This window comes from Achromobacter sp. UMC46 (assembly GCF_014170335.1).
Taxonomy (GTDB): domain Bacteria; phylum Pseudomonadota; class Gammaproteobacteria; order Burkholderiales; family Burkholderiaceae_B; genus Achromobacter.
Genome location: NZ_LZZS01000035.1, coordinates 87,642 through 108,726, shown reverse-complemented (window position 1 = coordinate 108,726; position 21,085 = coordinate 87,642). Strand labels below are relative to the sequence as shown.

Annotated in this window: 16 protein-coding genes and 1 tRNA gene; 15 read left to right on the top strand and 2 right to left on the bottom strand. The window is 63.5% G+C overall.

What is annotated here, in order from left to right; all coding sequences use genetic code 11:
* Positions 1 to 655 precede the first annotated feature (655 nt).
* Positions 656 to 732 (bottom strand) — tRNA-Met (locus A9973_RS24395).
* A gap of 62 nt (positions 733 to 794) precedes the next feature.
* Here A9973_RS24395 and scpB point away from each other — a divergent pair.
* The 14 genes from scpB to A9973_RS24325 all read left to right on the top strand — a co-directional run bounded on the left by scpB (position 795) and on the right by A9973_RS24325 (position 19,501).
* A complete protein-coding gene (gene scpB / locus A9973_RS24390) occupies positions 795 to 1,991 on the top strand; it encodes an SMC-Scp complex subunit ScpB (protein ID WP_183016227.1) in 1,197 nt (398 codons plus the stop codon).
* A gap of 35 nt (positions 1,992 to 2,026) precedes the next feature.
* Positions 2,027 to 3,862 (top strand): pseudouridine synthase, encoded by a 1,836-nt coding sequence (locus A9973_RS24385; RefSeq protein WP_183016226.1) that lies wholly within the window; start codon positions 2,027 to 2,029, stop codon positions 3,860 to 3,862.
* Positions 3,863 to 4,369: 507 nt separating this feature from the next.
* Positions 4,370 to 4,873: a ribosome maturation factor RimP gene (rimP, locus tag A9973_RS24380; protein ID WP_183016225.1), complete on the top strand. Its 504-nt coding sequence runs from the start codon at positions 4,370 to 4,372 to the stop codon at positions 4,871 to 4,873.
* Positions 4,870 to 6,348, top strand: a complete 1,479-nt coding sequence (gene nusA, locus A9973_RS24375; protein ID WP_006225085.1) for a transcription termination factor NusA — start codon at positions 4,870 to 4,872, stop codon at positions 6,346 to 6,348. The genes rimP and nusA overlap by 4 nt, the downstream gene beginning before the upstream one ends.
* A gap of 95 nt (positions 6,349 to 6,443) precedes the next feature.
* Positions 6,444 to 9,506, top strand: coding sequence for a translation initiation factor IF-2 (gene infB, locus A9973_RS24370; RefSeq protein ID WP_183016224.1), 3,063 nt, complete (start codon positions 6,444 to 6,446; stop codon positions 9,504 to 9,506).
* Between the two features lie 24 nt (positions 9,507 to 9,530).
* A complete protein-coding gene (gene rbfA / locus A9973_RS24365) occupies positions 9,531 to 9,932 on the top strand; it encodes a 30S ribosome-binding factor RbfA (protein ID WP_183016223.1) in 402 nt (133 codons plus the stop codon).
* 38 nt (positions 9,933 to 9,970) lie between these two features.
* Positions 9,971 to 10,723 carry a tRNA pseudouridine(55) synthase TruB gene (gene truB / locus A9973_RS24360; protein WP_183016222.1) on the top strand — a complete coding sequence of 251 codons (753 nt, stop codon included), beginning with the start codon at positions 9,971 to 9,973 and terminating at the stop codon, positions 10,721 to 10,723.
* Positions 10,720 to 12,543, top strand: a complete 1,824-nt coding sequence (typA, locus tag A9973_RS24355) for a translational GTPase TypA (RefSeq protein ID WP_183016221.1) — start codon at positions 10,720 to 10,722, stop codon at positions 12,541 to 12,543. Before truB ends, typA begins: the two co-directional genes overlap by 4 nt.
* Before the next feature lie 363 nt (positions 12,544 to 12,906).
* Positions 12,907 to 13,893 carry a tripartite tricarboxylate transporter substrate binding protein gene (locus A9973_RS24350; protein WP_183016220.1) on the top strand — a complete coding sequence of 329 codons (987 nt, stop codon included), beginning with the start codon at positions 12,907 to 12,909 and terminating at the stop codon, positions 13,891 to 13,893.
* 16 nt (positions 13,894 to 13,909) lie between these two features.
* Positions 13,910 to 14,905, top strand: a complete 996-nt coding sequence (locus A9973_RS24345) for an ABC transporter substrate-binding protein (RefSeq protein ID WP_183016219.1) — start codon at positions 13,910 to 13,912, stop codon at positions 14,903 to 14,905.
* 6 nt (positions 14,906 to 14,911) lie between these two features.
* A complete protein-coding gene (locus A9973_RS24340) occupies positions 14,912 to 15,793 on the top strand; it encodes a xanthine dehydrogenase family protein subunit M (protein WP_183016218.1) in 882 nt (293 codons plus the stop codon).
* Positions 15,790 to 16,296: a (2Fe-2S)-binding protein gene (locus A9973_RS24335; RefSeq protein WP_183016217.1), complete on the top strand. Its 507-nt coding sequence runs from the start codon at positions 15,790 to 15,792 to the stop codon at positions 16,294 to 16,296. The genes A9973_RS24340 and A9973_RS24335 overlap by 4 nt, the downstream gene beginning before the upstream one ends.
* Positions 16,293 to 18,692, top strand: a complete 2,400-nt coding sequence (locus A9973_RS24330; protein ID WP_255469277.1) for a xanthine dehydrogenase family protein molybdopterin-binding subunit — start codon at positions 16,293 to 16,295, stop codon at positions 18,690 to 18,692. The genes A9973_RS24335 and A9973_RS24330 overlap by 4 nt, the downstream gene beginning before the upstream one ends.
* Positions 18,692 to 19,501, top strand: a complete 810-nt coding sequence (locus tag A9973_RS24325; protein ID WP_183016216.1) for an SRPBCC family protein — start codon at positions 18,692 to 18,694, stop codon at positions 19,499 to 19,501. The genes A9973_RS24330 and A9973_RS24325 overlap by 1 nt, the downstream gene beginning before the upstream one ends.
* 51 nt (positions 19,502 to 19,552) lie before the next feature.
* Here the strand turns inward: A9973_RS24325 and A9973_RS24320 are convergent, their stop codons facing one another.
* Complete coding sequence (locus A9973_RS24320; RefSeq protein WP_183016215.1) at positions 19,553 to 19,951, bottom strand: 4-oxalocrotonate tautomerase; 399 nt, start codon at positions 19,949 to 19,951, stop codon at positions 19,553 to 19,555.
* Between the two features lie 106 nt (positions 19,952 to 20,057).
* Between A9973_RS24320 and A9973_RS24315 the strand changes: the two genes are divergently transcribed.
* Positions 20,058 to 20,921 (top strand): LysR substrate-binding domain-containing protein, encoded by an 864-nt coding sequence (locus A9973_RS24315; RefSeq protein WP_183016214.1) that lies wholly within the window; start codon positions 20,058 to 20,060, stop codon positions 20,919 to 20,921.
* Positions 20,922 to 21,085: the final 164 nt, after the last annotated feature.

Genomic DNA, 21,085 nt, shown 5'->3' with positions numbered 1-21,085 from the left:
AGAATCGTAAGTCCGGCTTGGGTCGGGTCATTGCATGACGAACCGGTCTTCGTCTGCGCGAGGGGGAGCATGGGGTTCAGGCGGTGGTGGCCAGCCACAATGCCGGGTCTCATGCCTGAGATCGACGATCCAGGTCTTGATACTGATCGCCGCAGGAACAAGGCGCCGGGTTACCGGCGTGGCGTGTCCCGCAGGCTTGTTGGCAAGTGATAGCCAGCTTTTCCAGAATTTGCTTAAGGCGTCTGCCGTGATGTAAATCAGGCAGGCATATCGCCCTATCTTGATCGGTGCGGCCGTTTCGGCGCATAGCCACCGCGCGATCCGCCGCGCAGTCCGTCATGCATGGCAGTCAACACAGGAATGTTGTGAACACTACGCAAACCAATGCCGTCTGTAGCAAGCCCGCGTGTACCGGGGTTTTGTCGGCGGGTGCGGGCGCGGTGTTCTCGGCGGGTTCCGCGTCGGTTGTTTCCACGGCCGCTTTCGTTGTGGTGCGTGGCGGCTCGGTGCGTGGCGCTTCGGTATCCCGCGCTTCGGTATCCTGCGCTTCGGTATCCTGCAAGTTTGCCGCAGCAAAACAAGCTTTGATTTTGTCGGCACAAATTGCCAGCACAAATGAAAAAGGCCCGGCGCATTCGCCAGGCCTTCGTCAATTTGGTTGCGGGGGCAGGATTTGAACCTACGACCTTCGGGTTATGAGCCCGACGAGCTGCCAGACTGCTCCACCCCGCGTCTGAGAAAAGAATATTAACCTTATTTTCAACCTAGCGCAAGTTAGCCCTTTTTGAATTTGAATGTCGATGAACGATAGCGAGGCAATACTCGTGCTGGAAACCGCGCTGCTATGCGCGGTGCAGCCGATGCAACTGTCCGATATGCGCAAGCTATTCGGGGACGATGAACAATTCGACAACAGCAAGCTGCGCGGGCTGTTGGAGACGCTGCAAAGCAATTGGGCCGATGGCGGCCTGGAGCTGGTGCAGCTGGCAAGCGGATGGCGTTTCCAAAGCCGCCCGCACATGCAGCGCTACCTGGAGCGGCTGAGTCCTGAAAAGCCGCCCAAGTATTCGCGCGCCGTCATGGAGACGCTGGCCATCGTGGCCTGGCGCCAGCCGGTCACGCGCGGCGACATCGAGGATATTCGTGGTGTCACCGTGTCTTCGCAAATCGTGAAGGCGCTGGAGGACCGGGGGTGGATCGAGGTCATCGGGCATCGCGATGCGCCCGGCCGTCCCGCCCTGTTCGGCACCACGCGCCAATTTCTGGACGATCTAGGCCTGCGGGCGCTCGATGAGCTTCCGCCGCTGGAGTCGGCGCAAGCCGCCGCCGCGCTGGCAGGACTGGACCTGGGCGAAGTGCAACAATTGACAGGCGAGGGCGCCGCGCCTGTCGAGGCTGCCTCGCCGGACGACGCTGTTGCAGGCGAAAGCCAAGGTGAAAGCGAAGGTGAAATTGGCGGCGTGCAGGGGGAGATTCCCGTCGACGAGCCGGCTGGCGTGGACGAAAATGCCAATATCCCGGTTGCGGAATTGTCTGTTTCGGAACACGATGCACCCATAGCCCCGGGCGATAGCGTAGAATCCGTCGTTTCGCGCACAGAAGAAAGCGCGGATCCCGCAGACGAACCCACCGTCCGGGAGCAAGCCGAAGGCTTGTCCAATACGCCGACCCCGTCCGGTTTTCCCGACGAAGGGGCTGGCAACGACACTTCCGATATGGCCGCCGACGTCACAGAAGCCGGTGCTGCAAAGGAAGGTGTCGAGAACGCAAAACACGCGGAACCGACCGAACCGATTGACGAGACCGATCACGCAGCGCCTGGCGCCGCCGGGCACGAGCCCGCAATCGGCCTTGATGAACGTGTTCGGCCCGACCCCGATGCCGCCTCCGTGGCGCCGGGCGAGGCAGATCCGGAGCGGCCTCGCGCCGGCCGCGAATCGGCGTCCCCTGATGATGACGAGCCTGCCCCTGGCAGGCCTACCCAAGTTTGAAATTCGGAGCTGTCCCAGTGACAACGAATACAGCAATGCAGGACGACAATCCCCGTTCGGATGACACCGTTTCCAACGGTCAATCGGAAGCTTCCGCCGCGCGCGAGCCGGCAGCCGAAGGCGAGGCCGGCGCCCGTGGGCGCGGGCGCAAGCTGAGGACGCCGTTCCGCCGCCGCCGCGGCGACGCGACGGCCGAACAGGCGCCGGCCGCTGAAGGCCAGCAGCCCGCAGCGGCCGCTGCTCCGGTCGAGTCGCCTGACTCCCGTGGCGGCGAGCAGGAGGCCGAACAGGCCCTGTCGTACCTGGACTCCGCTGACCGCATGGAGCAGCGCCTGGGCAAGTACCTGAACAGCGATTCGGTCATGCCGAAGCTGCATAAGGTGCTGGCTGACGCCGGTATCGGTTCGCGCCGCGAAATGGAAGAGCTGATCGTCGCCGGCCGAGTGTCGGTCAATGGCGAGCCGGCCCATATCGGCCAGCGCGTGGCGCCGAACGATCAGGTCCGCGTCAACGGCAAGCCCATCATGCGCACGAACACGAAGAGGCCGCCGCGCGTGATCCTGTATCACAAGCCGGCGGGTGAAATCGTCAGCCATGACGATCCGGGTGGTCGTGCCAGCGTCTTCGCGCGCTTGCCCAAGCTGCGCACCGGCAAGTGGCTGTCGGTGGGCCGCCTGGATTTGAATACCGAAGGTCTGCTGATTTTCACGACCTCGGGCGACATGGCCAACCGCATCATGCACCCCCGCTACGGTACCGAGCGCGAGTACGCGGTCCGCGTGCTGGGTGAAATGGACGAGGCGCAACGCCAGTCGCTGGTCGACGGCATTGAGCTGGAGGATGGCCTGGCTGCTTTCGGCGCGTTGGATTACCTGGGTGGCGACGGCAGCAACCGCTGGTATCGCGTGACCTTGCAGGAAGGCCGCAACCGCGAAGTCCGCCGCATGTTCGAAGCCGTCGGCGTCACGGTCAGCCGCCTGATCCGCACCCGTTTCGGCGACGTGGTGCTGCCGCGCACGCTGCGGCGCGGCCGCTGGGAAGAACTGGATGGTTCGCTGGTTACCGCGCTGATGGTCCAATTGGGACTGTTGCGCGAAGACGACGAATCTGGTGGCAATCGCCGCCGCTCGAAACAGCCGCAATCGCATGACAGCGCGCTGCCCCCGGGCTTCGGCACGATGGACCGCAATGGCATGAACGGCGCCCGTATCGGCCGTCGCGGCAAGCTGCAGGGCGGCCGTCTGGGCAGTGCCGGCCAAACGGCCGCATGTCCGTCGGATCCGTTTGGCACTGGCCTGATGATTGCCGGCGGCTATGCCAACGGCCATCCGCTGGCGGCCGAAGGCGCAGGCGGCAACCGCAAGGGCGGCAAGCCCGGCGGCGGCCGTTCGGCGGCGCCGGCTGGCGGCGGCCGGCCAGGGGGAAAGCAGGGCGGCAAGCCGGGTGGTAAGCCGGGCGGCAAGCCCCGCGGTCCGCGTTCGGCGGCGGCCAACGGCCCGTCGAGCCCCGTGGCTTCGGCGGATGCCGTCGGCAATGTGGCCGAGGTGCCCGTGGGTGGTGGCGGCCGCAAGCCTTCCGGTCGTAAACCGGGTGGCGGCAAGCCGGCCGGCGCGGGCGGCGGCAACAGCCGCGGCGGCAAGCCGGCAGGTTCCGGTCGTGGCGGCAACAAGGCCGAAGGCTCGCCGCGCGCGGCGGGAGGCGGCGCCGGCAACAACAAGGGGTCGGGTGCAGGCGGTAAGCCGCGCGCCCCGCGCAGCGCCTCGTCTTCGTCGTCGTCCTCGCCCCGTGGCGATGATTGGCAGCCGCGTGGCGCGTCGGCCCACGAATCGCGCCTTGGCGTGATGGGCGGGCGTGGCCGTCAGGGCCGTTAAGCGCTATCAGGCGGCGCGCTGGGCGCGCCGCCGGGTCCGATGTGTCCCATATAAACGTAAGCCCGTGACGAATCAGGCGTTTTTCCGGTTTATCTGGTAAAATCAATGGTTTTCATGGCTTCGCGTCATTGCCTTTTGATTGGCGGCGCGGTCTGGCAGCATGGTCTGATAGCCATTGTTGGTAGAGGCGTAGGCAAGGGCGTTTCGTGGCTGCAAGCCAGCAAAGTCGCTGAAGCAGGCACTGAATAAGCAAGCACTGAGCAAGCGAGCACTGAGCAAGCAGTAGCACTGCGGTAGGTAAAGCAGTTGGCATCGGAGTTGCGCCAAGTGCCGCCGGGCCCGGATTGACGGGTTGGGGCGGGGCTGTGTGGGGGAAACCCGTGGCGCAAACAAATTAGGTCGCAATATAGGGCGCTGCCCAGCATTGCTCCTTACGTGTAGTAGGGAAGCGGCTGGGCTCTGCGCAATATCGGTGGGCTGGGCGTGCAGCCCATTTTTTTTGAGTATATGGCTGATTTATTCGCATTGACCGAAGAGGCTTTGGCCGGCATGGACCTCGAACTCGTAGACGTCGAGCGTGCCGCCCTGGGCCTTTTGCGCGTGACGATCGATCGGGTCGGCGGTGTGCGCATCGAAGACTGTGAGCAGGTGTCTCGCCAATTGTCGCGGGTGTTTGAAGTCGAAAACATCGACTACAAGCGGCTGGAAGTCGGTTCGCCGGGCATTGACCGCCCGCTGCGCAACGAGAACGAGTTCCGCCGTTTCGCAGGCGAGCGCATCGAAATCAAGCTGCGCGAGGCATTAGACGGACGTAAGGTCTTCTCCGGCACGTTGACCGTGCCTGAAGACGACGCCGCCGCCTCGGACGCTGCTGCTGGCATGCACAAGACCGTGTTCGGTCTCGAATTTGAGGCAAAAAAGAACGAAGTCCAGGTTTTGAATTTCACGGTCGATGACATCGAACGTGCAAAACTGGATCCCGTTCTGGATTTCAAGGGCAAAAAGCGATGAGTCGCGAAATTCTTCTGTTGGTCGATGCCTTGGCGCGTGAAAAGAACGTCACGCGCGACGTCGTGTTCGGTGCACTGGAAAGTGCGCTGGCCTCGGCCATGAAAAAGCGCTTCAAGGATGATGCGGACATTCGTGTCGCCATCGATAGGGAAACCGGCGATCACGAGGGCTTCCGCCGCTGGCTGGTGGTGCCGGACGAAGCCGGGCTGCAAGAACCCGATAAGCAGGAAATGCTGTCGGACGCCGTGGAAATCGTCCCTGGCATCCAGGAAGGCGAATACATCGAAGAGCCGCTCGAGCCTATCGAATTTGGCCGTATCGGCGCGCAGGCGGCCAAGCAGGCCATTCTGCAAAAGATCCGTGACGCTGAACGCGAACAGGTGCTGAACGACTTCCTGGACCGTGGTGAAACCATCGTGTCCGGCACGATCAAGCGCATGGACAAGGGCGACGCCATTGTCGAAACCGGCAAGATCGAAGCGCGCCTGCCGCGTTCCGAGATGATCCCGAAGGAAAACCTCCGGGTGGCCGACCGCGTCCGCGCCTTCGTGTTGCGTGTTGACCACGCCGCGCGTGGCCAGCAAGTGATCCTGTCGCGTACCTCGCCCGAGTTCATCCGCCAGCTGTTCGAGAACGAAGTTCCGGAAATCGAACAAGGCCTGCTGGAGATCAAGGCCGCCGCCCGCGATGCCGGCGTGCGTGCGAAGATCGCCGTGGTGGCATACGATAAGCGTATCGACCCCATCGGCACGTGTGTGGGCATGCGCGGTTCACGCGTTACCGCAGTCCGCAACGAGCTGGGCGGCGAGCAGGTCGATATCGTGCTGTGGTCGGAAGACCCCGCGCAGTTTGTCATTGGCGCCCTGGCGCCGGCCAACGTCGAATCGATCGTCGTTGATGAAGACAAGCATGCGATGGACGTTGTCGTCGACGAAGAGAACCTGCCCAAGGCCATCGGCGCCAAGGGTCAGAACGTGCGCCTGGCGTCCGAACTGACCGGCTGGCAGATCAACATCATGACGCCGGAAGAAAGCCTGAACCGCCAGGAAGTCGAGCGGTCGGGTCTGCGCGCCACGTTCATGAGCAAGCTGGACGTCGATGAGGAAGTCGCAGACATCCTGATTGACGAAGGTTTCACCGGTATCGAGGAAATCGCTTACGTGCCCATGCAGGAACTGCTGGAAATCGAAGCGTTTGACGAAGACACCATCAATGAATTGCGCGCCCGTGCCCGCAATGCGCTGTTGACTGAGGCGATTGCCCAGGAAGAGCGCCTTGAGACCGCACAGGATTTGCTTGAACTCGAAGGCATGACGCAAGAACTGGCTGGCAAGCTGGCCGAGCGTCAAGTGCATACGCGTGATGATCTGGCCGAATTGGCAACGGACGAACTGGCGGAAATCGCCGGCTTGACCGAGCAGGAAGCCAGCGACCTCATCATGCGTGCCCGCGCCCATTGGTTCGACGAAGAATAACCAAAAGGACACGGGTCTGCGGTGGGTAGTGCAGGATATATCCACCGCAAGTTCACGTTGTTTGTAATAGCTGCATATAGGGAAGAGAGAGCCTAATGTCGAGTAACACCGTCGCCCAGTTCGCTACCGAGCTGAAAATGCCTGCCAATGTGCTGCTGGATCAGCTGCGCTCGGCTGGCGTTGACCTCAAATCGGTTGACGATTCCGTCACCGACAGCGACAAGGCGAAATTGCTCGAATCGCTGCGTCGCGCCCATGGCGCGACCGAAGGCAAGAAGATCACCCTGACGCGCCGCCAGACGTCCGAAATCCGGCAGGCTGACGCCACCGGCCGTTCGCGCACGATTCAGGTCGAAGTGCGCAAGAAGCGCGTGTTCGTCAAGCGTGATCCCTCCGAAATCGCCCTGGAACAGGCCGCGTCCGCGCGTGCCGAAGATGAAGCCTCCGTCGAAGACGAGCAGCAGGTGTCCGCGCCGGCTGCATCCGAGGCTCCTGCCGTGGTCGAGCCCCGCGAGGCCACTCCCGTTCAGGCGGAGGCTCCGGCCCCCGTCCAGGCGGAAGAGCCCGTTGCTGTAGAAGCGCCCGCGCCGGTTGAAGCGCCCGCGCCTGTTGAATCCGTCGCGGCCGAAGCGCCCGCCCCCGTCGAGGCGCAAGCCCCCGAAGTCCAGGCCCAGCCTGAACCCGAACCGACGCCGGCGCCTGCTCCTGCCGAGCCCGTGGCCGAAGAGGCCAAGCCCGAAGTTAAGACTGAATCCACCGAGCCCCTGGCTGAAGAAGCCAAGCCGGAACCCGTTGTGCTAGCTAATAAGTCAGAAACATCTTCCTCCCAGGCCAACGCGCCTGTCGCCCAGGCTCAGCCTGCTGCGAAGTCCGAACCCGTCAAATCCGCCGCGCCCGCCGCGTCTACGCCTGCCGCGCCTGCGGTCAGGGTAGGCAACCGTGCCGACAACCGCCGCGCCGGCCCGCCGCTCGCCGCCTCCGCCACGTCGGCAGGCCGCGATGAGGCCCGCCGTGCCGCCGAGGCTGAAGCCGCTGCGCTGCGCGAGATGCTGAACCGTCCCCGCAAGGTGCTGCGCGCGCCCGAGCCGGAGGCGCCTGCCGCCCCCGCCGCCGCGCCCATTTCCGGCACGCTGCACAAGCCTGCCGGCAAGCCGGGCGCCACGCCTGGAGCCAAGAAGGACGCCAAGCCCGCCGCTCCTGGCACGAAGAAGACCATCAAGACCGCCGAAGTCGCTTCGACCTGGTCCGATGACGCTTCGCGCAAGAAGCCCGCTGACAAGCCGGCAGCCCCGGCCAGCCGTGATGGCTGGCGTGCAGGCGGCAAGGGTGGTGGCAAGGGCGGCGGCCGTGGTGGCCGCAACCAGCAGAATGACCGCCGCAACGAGCCGGCACCCGCAGAATTCATCGCACGTGAAGTTCACGTGCCGGAAACCATCAGCGTGGCCGACCTGGCGCACAAGATGTCCGTCAAGGCCGCAGAAGTCATCAAGCAGTTGATGAAGCTGGGTCAGATGGTCACCATCAACCAGGTGCTGGACCAGGAAACGGCCATGATCGTGGTCGAGGAACTGGGCCACGTGGCAATCGCCGCCAAGCTGGATGACCCGGAAGCGTTCCTGGACATCTCCGCAACGGTTTCCGAAGCCGAACAACTGCCGCGCGCCCCGGTCGTCACCGTCATGGGCCACGTCGACCACGGCAAGACCTCGCTGCTGGATTACATCCGCCGCGCCAAAGTTGCCGCGGGCGAAGCCGGCGGCATTACGCAGCACATCGGCGCCTACCACGTTCAGACCGAACGCGGCATGGTGACCTTCCTTGACACCCCGGGCCACGAGGCGTTCACCGCCATGCGTGCCCGCGGCGCCAAGGCGACCGACATCGTCATTCTGGTGGTGGCTTCCGACGACGGCGTGATGCCGCAAACGCGTGAAGCTATCCACCATGCCAAGGCTGCGGGCGTGCCCATGGTCGTGGCCGTCACCAAGATCGACAAGCCGTCGGCCAACCCGGAACGCGTCAAGCAGGAACTGGTTGCCGAACAGGTCGTGCCGGAAGAATACGGCGGCGACGTGCCCTTCGTGGGCGTGTCCGCCAAGACCGGCGAAGGTATCGACGATCTGCTCGAAAACGTGCTGCTGCAGGCCGAAGTGCTGGAATTGAAGGCACCCGTCGAGTCAGCGGCCAAGGGCCTGGTCATTGAAGCCCGTCTGGACAAGGGCCGCGGCCCGGTCGCGACGATCCTGGTGCAGAGCGGCACGCTCAAGCGCGGCGACGTGGTGCTGGCCGGCGCAAGCTTCGGCCGTGTCCGCGCCATGCTGGACGAAAACGGCAAGCCGATCCAATCGGCCGGCCCGTCCATCCCGGTGGAAATCCAGGGCCTGACCGAAGTGCCCGCCGCCGGCGACGAGCTGATGGCGCTGTCCGACGAGCGCAAGGCGCGCGAAATCGCGCTGTTCCGCCAAGGCAAGTTCCGCGACGTCAAGCTGGCCCGTCAACAGGCTGCCAAGCTGGAGTCGATGTTCGACAACCTGGGCGAGGGCACGCAGACGCTCACGCTTATCGTCAAGACCGACGTGCAGGGGTCGCAAGAAGCGCTGGTCCAGTCGCTGGTCAAGCTGTCGACCGACGAAGTCCGTGTACAAGTGGTGCACGCGGCTGTCGGCGGCATCTCGGAAACCGACATCAACCTGGCCATCGCCTCGAACGCGGTCGTGATCGGCTTCAACGTGCGTGCGGAAGCAAGCGCCAAGAAGCTGGCCGAGAACAACGGCATCGACGTGCGCTACTACAACATCATCTATGACGCCGTGGATGAAGTGAAGGCAGCCATGTCGGGCATGCTGGCGCCCGAGAAGAGAGAAGAAATCATCGGCCTGGTCGAGATCCGCGAGGTCTACAGCATCTCGCGCCTCGGCAACATCGCGGGTTGTATGGTGCTTGACGGCATCGTGCGTCGCGATTCCCAGGTGCGCCTGCTGCGCAACAACGTGGTTAATTGGACGGGGCATCTGGAATCGCTGCGCCGCTTCAAGGACGACGTCAAGGAAGTCAAGTCGGGCTTCGATTGCGGTCTTACGCTGCGCGGCAACAACGACATCCAGGTGGGCGACCAACTGGAAGTCTTTGAAATCAAGGAAATCGCGCGTACGCTGTAAAGCGTCCGCGAGGCAATATTTCTAATGAGCCGTCACAAGTCCAAAGCCATCCCCGGCCGCAATTTGCGGTTGGCCGACCAGATCCAGAAGGATCTGGCCGAGATCATTCAGCGCGAGATCGACATGACTCGCGCGGGACTGATCACGCTCTCCGGTGTGGAACTGTCGACCGACTACGCGCATGCCAAGGTGTGGTTCACGGTATTGGGCGCTGAGCCCGAAGCCGCGACCGCCTTGCTGAACGAGAAAGCCGGTTGGCTGCACTCGCAGCTCTACAAGCTGCTGCACATTCACACTGTCCCCACTTTGCGTTTCTTCCACGACGAGCAGATTGCCCGTGGTATCGAAATGTCGATCCTTATCGACCGCGCAAACCGGCCGGGCCCCCACTCGGGCGTGCCCGACGAACCTGAAGACCAGTCCTGATCGGGCTGTCGTCACTGCTCTAAACACGGATTCCGACGATGGCTAAACGACGCGGGCTTGCGCTCGACGGTGTGCTGTTGCTCGACAAACCCGTAGGTTTGTCGAGCAACCACGCATTACAACGCGCCAAGCGTGCCATGGATGCGGCGAAAGCCGGTCACACGGGCACGCTGGACCCCTTTGCCACCGGCTTGCTGGTGTGCTGCATGGGACGCGCGACCAAGATTTCCGGCGCGATGCTTAATGCCGACAAGGCATATCGCGCTACGCTGCAATTTGGGGTGGAAACCGATTCTGGCGACCTGACAGGCAATGTCGTGTCGACCGCCGAACCGGGCTTTGTCGTAGAGGAACAGGCATTGCGCGACGCGCTGTCACGTTTCTCGGGCACGATCGAGCAGATTCCGCCGATGTACTCCGCGCTCAAGCGCGATGGCAAGCCGCTGTACGAGTACGCGCGCGCCGGCATCGAGCTGGAACGCGCACCGCGCCAGATCACGATTCACCGCATCGAGCTGCTGTCCCTGTCGGGCACGCAGGCAGAGATCGATGTGGCTTGCAGTAAAGGCACATACATCCGGACACTGGCCCAGGACATCGGGCGCGTGCTGGGCTGTTACGCCCACCTGACGGCGCTGCGGCGCACGCATGTCGGGCCATTTTCTCTGGAACGCGCCGTTGAGCTGGAAGCCTTGCAGGCCATGCCAGACCCCAAGCAGGCATTGCTTGCACTGAACGAATTGCCGGAGGGCTTGCTGCCCTCCACCCTGACCTTAAAGGACTCGCTATGACTCGCGCCCTGCGCAACGTCGCCATCATCGCCCACGTGGACCACGGTAAGACAACCCTGGTCGACCAGCTGCTGCGCCAATCCGGCACCTTCCGCGAAAACCAGGCGCTGACCGAACGGGTCATGGACTCGAACGATCTGGAAAAAGAACGCGGCATCACGATTCTGGCCAAGAACTGTGCCGTTGAATACGAAGGCACGCACATCAACATCGTCGACACCCCGGGACACGCGGACTTCGGCGGCGAAGTCGAACGCGTGCTGTCCATGGTCGACGGCGTGCTGCTGCTGGTGGACGCCGTTGAAGGCCCGATGCCGCAGACGATTTTCGTGACCCGCAAGGCGCTGGCCCTGGGCCTGAAGCCGATCGTCGTGGTCAACAAGGTCGACCGTCCGGGCGCCCGCACCGACTTCGTCATCAACGCCACGTTCGACCTGTTCGACAAGCTGGGCGCGACCGAAGAGCAGCTGGACTTCCCGGTGGTGTACGCCTCGGGCCTGTCGGGCTACGCCGGCCTGACCCCGGACGTGCGCGAAGGCAACATGCGCCCGCTGTTCGAAGCCATCCTGCAGCACGTGCCGCAGCGCGACGACGATCCCAACGGTCCGTTGCAGATGCAGATCATCTCGCTGGACTACAACAGCTACGTCGGCAAGATCGGCGTGGGCCGCATCAACCGTGGCCGTATGCGCCCCGGCATGGAAGTGGCTTACAAGTTCGGTCCTGAAGGCCAGGGCGGCCGCGGCCGCATCAACCAGGTGCAGAAGTTCCATGGTCTGGAACGCGTCGTGGTGGACGAAGCCGAAGCCGGCGACATCGTGCTGATCAATGGCATCGAAGAACTGGGCATCGGTTGCACCGTCACCGACGTGGCCACGCAGGAAGCCCTGCCGATGCTGCGCATCGACGAGCCGACGCTGACCATGAACTTCATGGTGAACACGTCGCCGCTGGCCGGCCGTGAAGGCAAGTTCGTGACCAGCCGCCAAGTGCGCGACCGCCTGGACCGCGAGCTGAAGTCCAACGTGGCGCTGCGTGTGCGCGACACGGGCGACGACACGGTGTTCGAAGTGTCGGGCCGTGGCGAACTGCACCTGACGATTCTGCTGGAAACGATGCGCCGCGAAGGCTACGAGCTGGCCGTGTCGCGTCCGCGCGTGGTGTTCAAGGACATCGACGGCGTGAAGTGCGAACCGTTCGAGTCGCTGACGGTCGACGTCGAAGACGCCCACCAGGGCGGCGTGATGGAAGAGCTGGGCCGCCGCAAGGGCGACCTGCAGGACATGCAGCCGGACGGCCGTGGCCGTACCCGCCTGGAATACCTGATTCCGGCCCGTGGGCTGATCGGCTTCCAGAACGAGTTCCTGACGCTGACGCGCGGCACGGGCTTGATGAGCCACATCTTCCATGAATACGCCCCGGTCAAGGAAGGTTCGATCGGCGAACGCCGTAACGGCGTGCTGATCAGCCAGGACCAAGGCGACGCCGTGGCCTACGCCCTGTGGAAGCTGCAGGACCGCGGCCGCATGTTCGTGAGTCCGGGCGATGCGCTGTACGAAGGCATGATCATCGGCATCCACAGCCGCGACAACGACCTGGTCGTGAACCCGATCAAGGGCAAGCAGCTGACCAACGTGCGCGCCTCGGGCACCGACGAAGCCGTGCGCCTGGTTCCGCCGATCCAGATGTCGCTGGAATACGCCGTGGAATTCATCGACGACGACGAACTCGTGGAAATCACCCCGAAGTCGATCCGTCTGCGCAAGCGCTACCTGCTGGAAAACGAACGCAAGCGCGCTGCGCGCGACGCTGCCGTCTAAGTGGACCGGGGGGGTACGCCCCCCTCGCGTTTCAGTCGTACACGCAAGATGCCGCGCACCTTCGGGTGTGCGGCTTCAGATTGCCGAATAACCCCATGTTCCGACATGGGGTTATTTTTTTTGGGCCGCAGATTGTCGATTGTTCGCGGGCCGGCTTCTCCAGCAGGTCCGCCCGTGCAGCGCATGGTCGCGCGATGACGCTCGTTCCCCCATCCCCTTGCGCTCAGTATTTACCCCGATGGCATCGCTAAATTGATCAGCACTATGATTAATTTGCTCAGCGTACTGAGCAGAGTCTGGATCCGATCGCGCTTCATTCAACAGCCGGCAAAAGGCGCTCACGCCACGGCACAAGGGGAATACATGAAACGTCGTAGTCGCATCGTCCAGGCGGCCCTAGTGGCCGCCTGCAGCATCAGCGCGTCAAGCGCCACCTGGGCGGAGGACGCGTCCGCCTTTCCAAGCAAACCCATCAACGTCATCGTCACATTCCCGCCTGGCGGCGGAACCGACCTGCTGGCCCGGCTGATCGGCAATTACATGACGGAAACCCTGGGCAAGGGTGCGGTGGTGGAGAACCGGCCGGGGGCCAGCGGCAACGTCGGCGCGCGCATCATCGCGGAAAGGGCGCCGGACGGCTATTCGCTGCTGATGGTGAACAGCTCGTTTGCGATTAACCCGGGCGTGTTCAAAACTCTGCCGTTTGACCCCAAGAAAGACTTCGAGGCGATCATCAATATTGCCTACGTGCCGTCAGTCTTTGTGGTTCCGCCCGACTCGCCTTACCGGAACCTGTCCGACGTGATCAGCGCGGCAAAGCCGGGGAAGAATTTGGTGTCGTTCGGTTCCTGTGGCAACGGCACACCGCAGCATCTCGCCGGTGAAATGCTGAACTTGCAGGCCAATGTCCACATGACGCACGTGCCATACAAAGGTTGCGGCCCGGCCTTGAATGACGTGGCGGGAGGGCAGGTGGGGCTGGCAATCATTACCGCTTCCAGCGCCATGCCTTTCATCAAGGCCGGCAAGCTGCGTGCGCTGGGCTTGACGGCCAAGGAACGCTCGGCCCTGATGCCGGACATTCCGACCATCGCCGAACAAGGCTATCCGGGCTATGAATTGAATCAGTGGCATGGCTTCCTGACATCAGCGGGAACACCTATAGCCATCAAAAACAAAATCTACGAAGGTGTGGCGCAGATCATGAAGCGCGACGACATTCAGAAAAAACTGGCCGACTTGGGCTACATCACGGCCAGCGATGGCCCGGCCGCCTTCCAGACCATGGTCAACGACGACATCGACCGATTCTCGGCGCTGGCCCACAAGATCAGTCTTTCGGTAGATTAACCAGGAGCATCACCTCATGAGCAAATTGCGTATCAGCCTGTCCTGCGGAAACTATGACCGTACCCAAGCCCTGTTCGACGGCCGTGCGCCGATCGAGGGTTGCGAAGTGACCGCGGTGCCCCTGGAGCCGGAAGAGGCATTTCACCGCGCATTCCGCTATCACGAGTTCGACGTCACCGAGATTTCGATGAGCAGTCACATGATGACGACCGCTCGCGGCGACAACGAATACGTTGCCATTCCCGCATTCATTTCACGCGTGTTCCGTCAATCGGGCATTTATGTCCGGACGGACAGGGGCATCAAGACGCCGCAAGATCTGCGGGGCAAGACCATTGGCGTGCCTGAATACCAGATCACGGCCAATGTCTGGATTCGGGGCATTCTAGAGGACGAATATGGCGTCAAGCCCCGCGATATCAAATGGGTGCGAGGCGGCATCGAAGAGCCGGGCCGCGGCGAGCGCGCGCCGATCGAACTGGATCCGGAAATTGACCTCAAGCAGATTCCCGATGACCGGACGCTGTCCGACATGCTCGCATCGGGCGAAATCGACGGCTATATCGGCGCCCGCGCGCCGTCGTGCTTCCTGCGCGGCGCCCCCAACGTCGGGCGCCTGTTCGGTGACAACTACATCGAGGCCGAGAAGGACTATTACCGTCGCACCGGCATTTTCCCGATCATGCACATGGTGGGCATCCGCAAGTCTCTGGTGAAGGAAAACCCATGGCTGCCCGTCAGTGTCTACAAGGCCTTCATTAAAGCCAAGGCGCTGGCCACCCATGAGTTGAACGAGATTTGCCATTTGGCAGTCACCTTGCCCTGGATGGTTCACCACTTGAACGACACGCGCGCCCTGATGGGCGATGACTTCTGGCCGTTCGGGCTGGAAGCCAACCGGCACACGATCGAGACCTTTGCGCGCTATCACTTCGAGCAAGGCCTGTCCAAGCGCCAGGTCAAGCCCGAAGAGCTGTTCGCGGCGTCGGCGCTGGATTTGTCCAAGATCTGACGGCATATGAAAGCACCCGTGCTGCAGTATCACGCGCCCGCCACGCTCAACGAGGCGCTGCAAATGCTCAGCCAAGTGGACAACGCCCGCATTCTTGCGGGCGGCCAGTCCCTGATGGCGATGCTCAATATGCGCTTCGCCTTTCCGGACTGCCTCATCGATGTCAATCGCATCGGGGCGTTGTCATACTTGCGCGACGGCGAGCAGGGCATCGAGATCGGCGCCATGACTCGCCAGCGCGGCGTTGAGTTCTCGGAACTGGTGCAGACGCGCCTGCCGCTGTGGCATGAAGCGATACTGAATGTCGGTCATCGGCAGACCCGCAATCGCGGCACCGTGGGCGGCAGCCTGTGTCAGTTGGATCCGTCGGCCGAAATTCCGACCGTGGCTCTGGCGATGGATGCGGTCCTCACGGTAGCCGGGGTGCGCGGCACCCGCAGCGTAAAGATGGCCGATTTTCCCGCTGGATACATGACCCCCGCCATGGATCCCGATGAAATGCTGATCGCCATCCGTGTCGAGCCCTGGCCCGCCGCGCATGGACACGCCTTCATTGAATTCGCACGCAGGCACGGGGACTTCGCCATTGTTTCCGCGGCGGCGCTCGTTTTATTTGCTGACGATGGTCGCTTGCAGCGGGTGTCGCTGACATTGGGCGGCGTGGCGTCTGCGCCCTTGCGCATGCACGAGGCGGAGGCGGTCTTGCTGGGTAGCCGTGGCGAGGCTGCTGATCTTGCCCACGCGGCGCGCCTATGCGCCGCGATTGACGCCGTCGGCGACAGCTATGTTCCGTCCTGGTACCGCCAGCGCCTGGCTGGCGTGCTGGCGCAGCGTGCGCTGGCGCTGGCAATCGAACGGGCTCACAACCATACTGCGAGGCAGGAATGAACAACGGGCAAGCATCCCAGGCACGGCCGATCAGGCTGCATGTCAACGGAAAGTCTTACGAAGGCACGGCCGAACCGCGCGTCAACCTGGCGGACTTTCTGCGTGGCGAGCTGAGGTTGACGGGTACGCACGTAGGCTGCGAGCACGGCGTTTGCGGCGCCTGTACCGTGCTGGTCGACGGCTGCAGCACGCGCGGTTGCCTGATGCTGGCTGTGCAGGCCGAAGGCAGCGAGGTTCAAACGGTTGAGGGCCTGGCCGAGGCGGACGGCACGCTGCATCCCATCCAGCAAGCTTTTCACGAGCTTCACGGATTGCAGTGCGGCTATTGCACGCCCGGGATTCTGATGTCCGTAGCTGAAATGTTGACCCATCATCCCGATCCCTCCGAGGCCGAAATCCGCGACGTCTTGTCTGGCCACCTATGCCGCTGCACCGGCTACCAGAATATTGTCAGCGCCGTGCGACGCGCGGCCGTCCTGCTACGTGCGAGACAAGCTGCATGAAAGCGCCGATGCACGCCAATGTCATCGGGGACGCGACACCCTCCACAGGAGTGGGCGCATCGGTGCTGCGCGTCGAGGATGCGGCGCTGCTTACGGGCAATGCCGGATTCCTGGACGACATTCCCGTCACCGCCCCGTTGCACTCCTGCTTCGTGCGCAGCCCGCACGCCCATGCGCGAATCCTCTCCATCGACCTGGAGCCGGCGCGCGCGATGCCCGGCGTGGTCGCGGTATACGCCTACGCTGATTTCTATGGCCAATTGACGGAATGGCGCATGCCGCTGGGCTTCGCGCTGGCTGCCTTGCCGGCCAACACCACGCCGTTTGTCCTGGCGGCCGATGAAGTCGCGTTCGTTGGCGAAGCCATCGTGCTGGTCGTGGCGCAAAGCCGCCATTTGGCGGAAGACGCCGCGGCCATGGTCGCCATCGAATACGAACTGCTGGAGGCGGTGTCCGACTGCCGCGAAGCGTTCGACGAGGCGTCTCCACGGGTTCGCAGCGAGCTCGAATCCAACGTCCTGCAACGCTACACCTTGAGCTATGGCGATTGCGATACGGTGTTCGCCGGCGCGCATCGCGTGTTCAGCGAGCGCTTCTGGACCCATCGGGGCGCGGCCCATCCGATGGAGGGCAGAGGCGTCCTGGCCATGCCTGACCCGGCATCGGGCACCCTTACTGTCTGGTCTTCGACCCAGATGGCGCATGAGCTGCACTACACCATTGCGTTGATGCTCGGGCAGCCCGAAGACCAGTTGCGCGTCATCACGCCCGACGTCGGTGGCGGCTTCGGCGCGAAGTTCATGATCTATCCGGAAGAAATCGCAATCCCTGCTGCCGCCCGCATGCTGGGGCGGCCGGTGAAGTGGCTGGAAGACCGACGCGAGAACTTCCTGACATCCATCCAGGAGCGCGACCAATACTGGTCTGTCCAATGTGCCGTTGATGCCGATGGCCATATCCTGGCGGTGCGCGGCGACATGGTGCATGATCATGGGGCCTACACGCCACAGGGCACTAACGTGCCCTACAACTCTGCTTCGTCCTTGTCGGGCCCGTATCGCATTCCGGCCTATCAGTTGGACGTCCGCGTGGTCTACACCAACAAGGTGCCGGTGGCGACCGTGCGCGGCGCGGGTTATCCGCAGGCGGCGTTCGTGATGGAACGAATGATCGACCGCATCGCGGTCGAGCTTGGCATCGACCGCGCCGAATGCCGCCGCCGCAACTTCATCCCGCCAGAGGAAATCCCCTACACCAAGCCGTTGAAGTCCCGCGCCGGCGTGCCGCTCACCATCGACAGCGGCGACTTTCCCGCCTTGCAGGCGCGAGCGTTGCTCGAAATCGATTACGAGGGTTTTGACGCCCGGCGTGCAGAAGCGGCCACGCGCGGATTGTCCCGAGGCATCGCCGTGGCCAACAGCGTCAAGCCCACAGGGCGCGGCCCGTTCGAGTCTGCCCGCGTGCGCGTGCTTCCCTCGGGCCAAATCACCATCTACACCGGCGCGCTGGCCATGGGCCAAGGCATCAAAACGACCTTGGCGCAGATCTGTGCGGCCCATTTCGGTGTGCAAGCCGAGGCGGTGCACGTGCAGGCGGGCGACACATCGTTCATCAACTATGGCATGGGCGGCTTCGCCAGCCGCCAGGCCATCATGGCCGGCTCGGCCGTTGAACAGGCGGCGGCCAAGTTGCGCATCAAGATCATCAATAGTGCCGCCGCGCTGTTGAACGTGGAGCCTGACTCGCTCACGCTTGCCAACGGCGAGTTGCGCGGCCCGGACAACGCCTCCCTTTCCTTGGCGCGCCTGGCGATGCTTTGGAAGGGCGTGCCGGGCTACGCGCTGCCTCAGGCAGGAGACCCCGGCCTGGATGAGACCGTGCATTTCCATTGCGACGCTCAGGCCTACGCCGGCGCCTCCCATGCCTGCGAGGTCGAGGTCGACCCGCTGACCGGTGAAATCCGCATTGTCCGATACGTCGCCGTGCAAGACAGCGGCCGCATCATCAATCCGATGCTCGCGCACGGGCAGGTGCATGGCGGCGTCGTTCACGGCATCGGCAATGCCTTGTTCGAATGGATGGGGTACGACGCCGGCGGCCAACCCATCACGACGACCTTTGCGGAGTACTTGCTTCCGACCGCGCCGGAGGTGCCGCATATCGACGTGTTCTTCCAACCTTCGCCGACGACGCTCAACCCCCTTGGGGTCAAGGGCATTGGCGAATGCGCCACCGTGCCGGTGGCAGCCGCCGTCATCGGCGCCGTCGAACATGCCTTATCGGACATCGGCGTGCGATTGGCGGAGTTTCCGCTAAGCCCGGTCCGCCTGCTGGAATTGATAGACCGCGCTTCGGGCGCGCCCCTAGGCGTTTGCCCATCCCCCGAGGAAAAGTAATGGAATTCACGAACAAATTTCATGTGCCCCTGCCAATGGACGAGGCGTGGAAGCTGATGCTGGATGTGCCTCGCATCTTGCCCTGCCTGCCAGGCGCCCGTCTGACCGAAGTGCTTGGCAATAACAAGTACAGAGGTTCCGTGTCAGTCCGGCTCGGGCCGATCAAGCTGGCCTTTGATGGACAGGCCGAATTGGTGCGGACGGACGAGGATGCGCACATCGCCTGGCTGCAAGGTTCGGGATTGGATCCTAAAGGCCGCGGCGCGGCACAATCCGAATTCAGCTTTGCGCTGACCCCGGCCGCGGCGGGTGGCACCGATGTCACCGTGGTCACCCAGCTCGTGTTGTCCGGTTCGGTGGCCCAGTATGGCCGAGGCAGCGGAATGATCGCGGAAGTGGCGTCTCAGATTCTGGGACAGTTTGAACAAAACCTCGGCCGGTTGCTGGATGATGAAGCGCATCCGGAGGAGGGGAGGCCGGCTTATCCCGCTGCGGAGACTTCCCTTGCCAGCGCAGCGGGTGCGCCCGCGCCAAGCGCCGGAGCACCCGCCTTGGGGCCTGCCAGCCTGGGCGCAGGCGTGGCGGGCTCAGCCGACGCGCAGGCGGTGCTGCAGCAGGCGCAAGCCGTGCTGTGCCAGGCACAGGCCATCCTGGCGCTGGCGCAAACCAAAATCATTGAGGCTAGAGGGCGCCCAGCACGGCCTGCGCCGAAAGCGGCTGAGCTGAACATGCTCAGCATCGGCCTGAAGGCGCTGTGGTCGCGGATCAAGTATGGCGTCGCCGGCCTGTTCGGCCGGCGTTCGGACTGAACGCCCGTTGCGCAACGGCAGGCGCTCATAGGACATTTTTCTTCAGGAGGCCTAGACGCCGCTTTGCTGGTGCCGGTATTCCTGCGTGGCCCCGCCGTAGCCATAGGCGGCCGCGCGCGCGTCGATCACGTGCACGTACGAGCATGCGTGCAGCTCGCCGAGGATTTCCTGGAACGACGCGTAGATCTCCTTGATGAATCGCGCCTTCTCGGCCTTGGTGTTGGTCTCGTCCGTGACGCTGATGTCCAGGTGGAAGGCGTTCTTGCCCAGTTCCGACAGCGGACGGCCGCCGATGAACCACAGGTCATGCGGGATGTGTTGCAGCGTGATCGCGATCACGGGCAACTGCTTGCCCAGTACGGACTGCGTCAGGCCAGCCACGGCATCGACGACGCGGCGGTTGATGGCGGCATCGGGCGTGCCGGAAAGATGAACGACGATGTGAGGCATGAGAGGCTCCTGATCGGGTAGGTGTGAAGCCAGTCTAAGGGCCTGGTTGACATCGGAAAAGCGGGAAATTACGATTCTATCCATCGTTTAATCCGTTGGATAAGCCATGTCTGGATTTGACTTGGACCAGTTGCGCACGCTGGCTGCCGTGCTGGACGCCGGTAGCTTGACCGCAGCCGCGCCGAAGGTGTTCCTGTCGCAATCGTCCGTCAGCGAACAGATGCGCAAACTGGAAGACCGTGCGGGGCAACCGTTGCTGGTGCGCGGCAAGTCGGGCGTGACGGCGACGCCTGCGGGCGAACGACTGCTGGCGCATGCGCGCGCCATCCTGGCGCTGAGCGACGAGGCCTACCGCGATCTGCGGGGCGTGGCGTTGCGGGGCGAACTGCGGCTGTGCATCACGGACTATTTCCGGCCCGGCGATGTGGCGCGGATGCTGCGGCGCCTGAACGAGCAGTATCCGCAGGTGCGGCTGCACGTGACGATCATGAAAAGCGGGGCGATCGAGGCGGCTTACGAGCGCGGCGAGATCGACGTGGGCATCTCGATGTCGATCCAGGAGCGCGGCGCGCCCCGCGCGCGGGTGCAGGGCGATCTGCTGCGCCGCGAGCCCTTGCTATGGATGGCGGCGGAAGGGGAAGACGCCCGGCTGGGCGAACCTTTGCCGTTGCTGGTGCTGCCCGAGACGTGCGCCCTGCGGCAGTACGTCGAGCGCCTGCTGTCGCGCCGCGGCGTGCCCTACGCGGTGGCGCATGTGGCGTCGGGCGTGGCGGGTTTGCAGCTGGCGCTGTCGGCAGGCCTGGGCGTGGCCTGCCTGAACGAGTCCGCGCTGGCGCCGGGCATCGCGCGCCTGCACGCGCCCGGCCTGCCGGCGCTGCCCCAGGTGGAATTCCGCCTGTTGCCGGCCAGGGCGGGTGAAAGCGAGTTCATCGGACTGGCGCGCGAGGCCATCATCAAGACGATGCGTTGATCGTCGTTTCAGCGCCGCAAGTATTCCTTCGGTTCGCCCGGGGTCGGGTCGCTGGGCCATTTGAACCTGGCCGCCAATCGGAAAATCATTGAAACTGCCGGGATCAAGCTCGACGAATGACCGGTTTTTTTCAACAGGACAGGACCAACCCTTACATTGGAGAA

What these genes read in the sequence shown, in the direction of transcription:
- A9973_RS24345 (WP_183016219.1), top strand. Translation starts at nt 13,910, where the DNA reads ATGAGCAAATTGCGTATCAGCCTGTCCTGCGGAAACTATGACCGTACC.
- A9973_RS24315 (WP_183016214.1), top strand. Translation starts at nt 20,058, where the DNA reads ATGTCTGGATTTGACTTGGACCAGTTGCGCACGCTGGCTGCCGTGCTG.
- nusA (WP_006225085.1), top strand. Translation starts at nt 4,870, where the DNA reads ATGAGTCGCGAAATTCTTCTGTTGGTCGATGCCTTGGCGCGTGAAAAG.
- infB (WP_183016224.1), top strand. Translation starts at nt 6,444, where the DNA reads ATGTCGAGTAACACCGTCGCCCAGTTCGCTACCGAGCTGAAAATGCCT.
- rbfA (WP_183016223.1), top strand. Translation starts at nt 9,531, where the DNA reads ATGAGCCGTCACAAGTCCAAAGCCATCCCCGGCCGCAATTTGCGGTTG.
- A9973_RS24335 (WP_183016217.1), top strand. Translation starts at nt 15,790, where the DNA reads ATGAACAACGGGCAAGCATCCCAGGCACGGCCGATCAGGCTGCATGTC.
- scpB (WP_183016227.1), top strand. Translation starts at nt 795, where the DNA reads ATGTCGATGAACGATAGCGAGGCAATACTCGTGCTGGAAACCGCGCTG.
- A9973_RS24320 (WP_183016215.1), bottom strand. Translation starts at nt 19,951, where the DNA reads ATGCCTCACATCGTCGTTCATCTTTCCGGCACGCCCGATGCCGCCATC.
- truB (WP_183016222.1), top strand. Translation starts at nt 9,971, where the DNA reads ATGGCTAAACGACGCGGGCTTGCGCTCGACGGTGTGCTGTTGCTCGAC.
- A9973_RS24325 (WP_183016216.1), top strand. Translation starts at nt 18,692, where the DNA reads ATGGAATTCACGAACAAATTTCATGTGCCCCTGCCAATGGACGAGGCG.
- A9973_RS24385 (WP_183016226.1), top strand. Translation starts at nt 2,027, where the DNA reads ATGCAGGACGACAATCCCCGTTCGGATGACACCGTTTCCAACGGTCAA.
- A9973_RS24340 (WP_183016218.1), top strand. Translation starts at nt 14,912, where the DNA reads ATGAAAGCACCCGTGCTGCAGTATCACGCGCCCGCCACGCTCAACGAG.
- A9973_RS24330 (WP_255469277.1), top strand. Translation starts at nt 16,293, where the DNA reads ATGAAAGCGCCGATGCACGCCAATGTCATCGGGGACGCGACACCCTCC.
- A9973_RS24350 (WP_183016220.1), top strand. Translation starts at nt 12,907, where the DNA reads ATGAAACGTCGTAGTCGCATCGTCCAGGCGGCCCTAGTGGCCGCCTGC.
- rimP (WP_183016225.1), top strand. Translation starts at nt 4,370, where the DNA reads ATGGCTGATTTATTCGCATTGACCGAAGAGGCTTTGGCCGGCATGGAC.
- typA (WP_183016221.1), top strand. Translation starts at nt 10,720, where the DNA reads ATGACTCGCGCCCTGCGCAACGTCGCCATCATCGCCCACGTGGACCAC.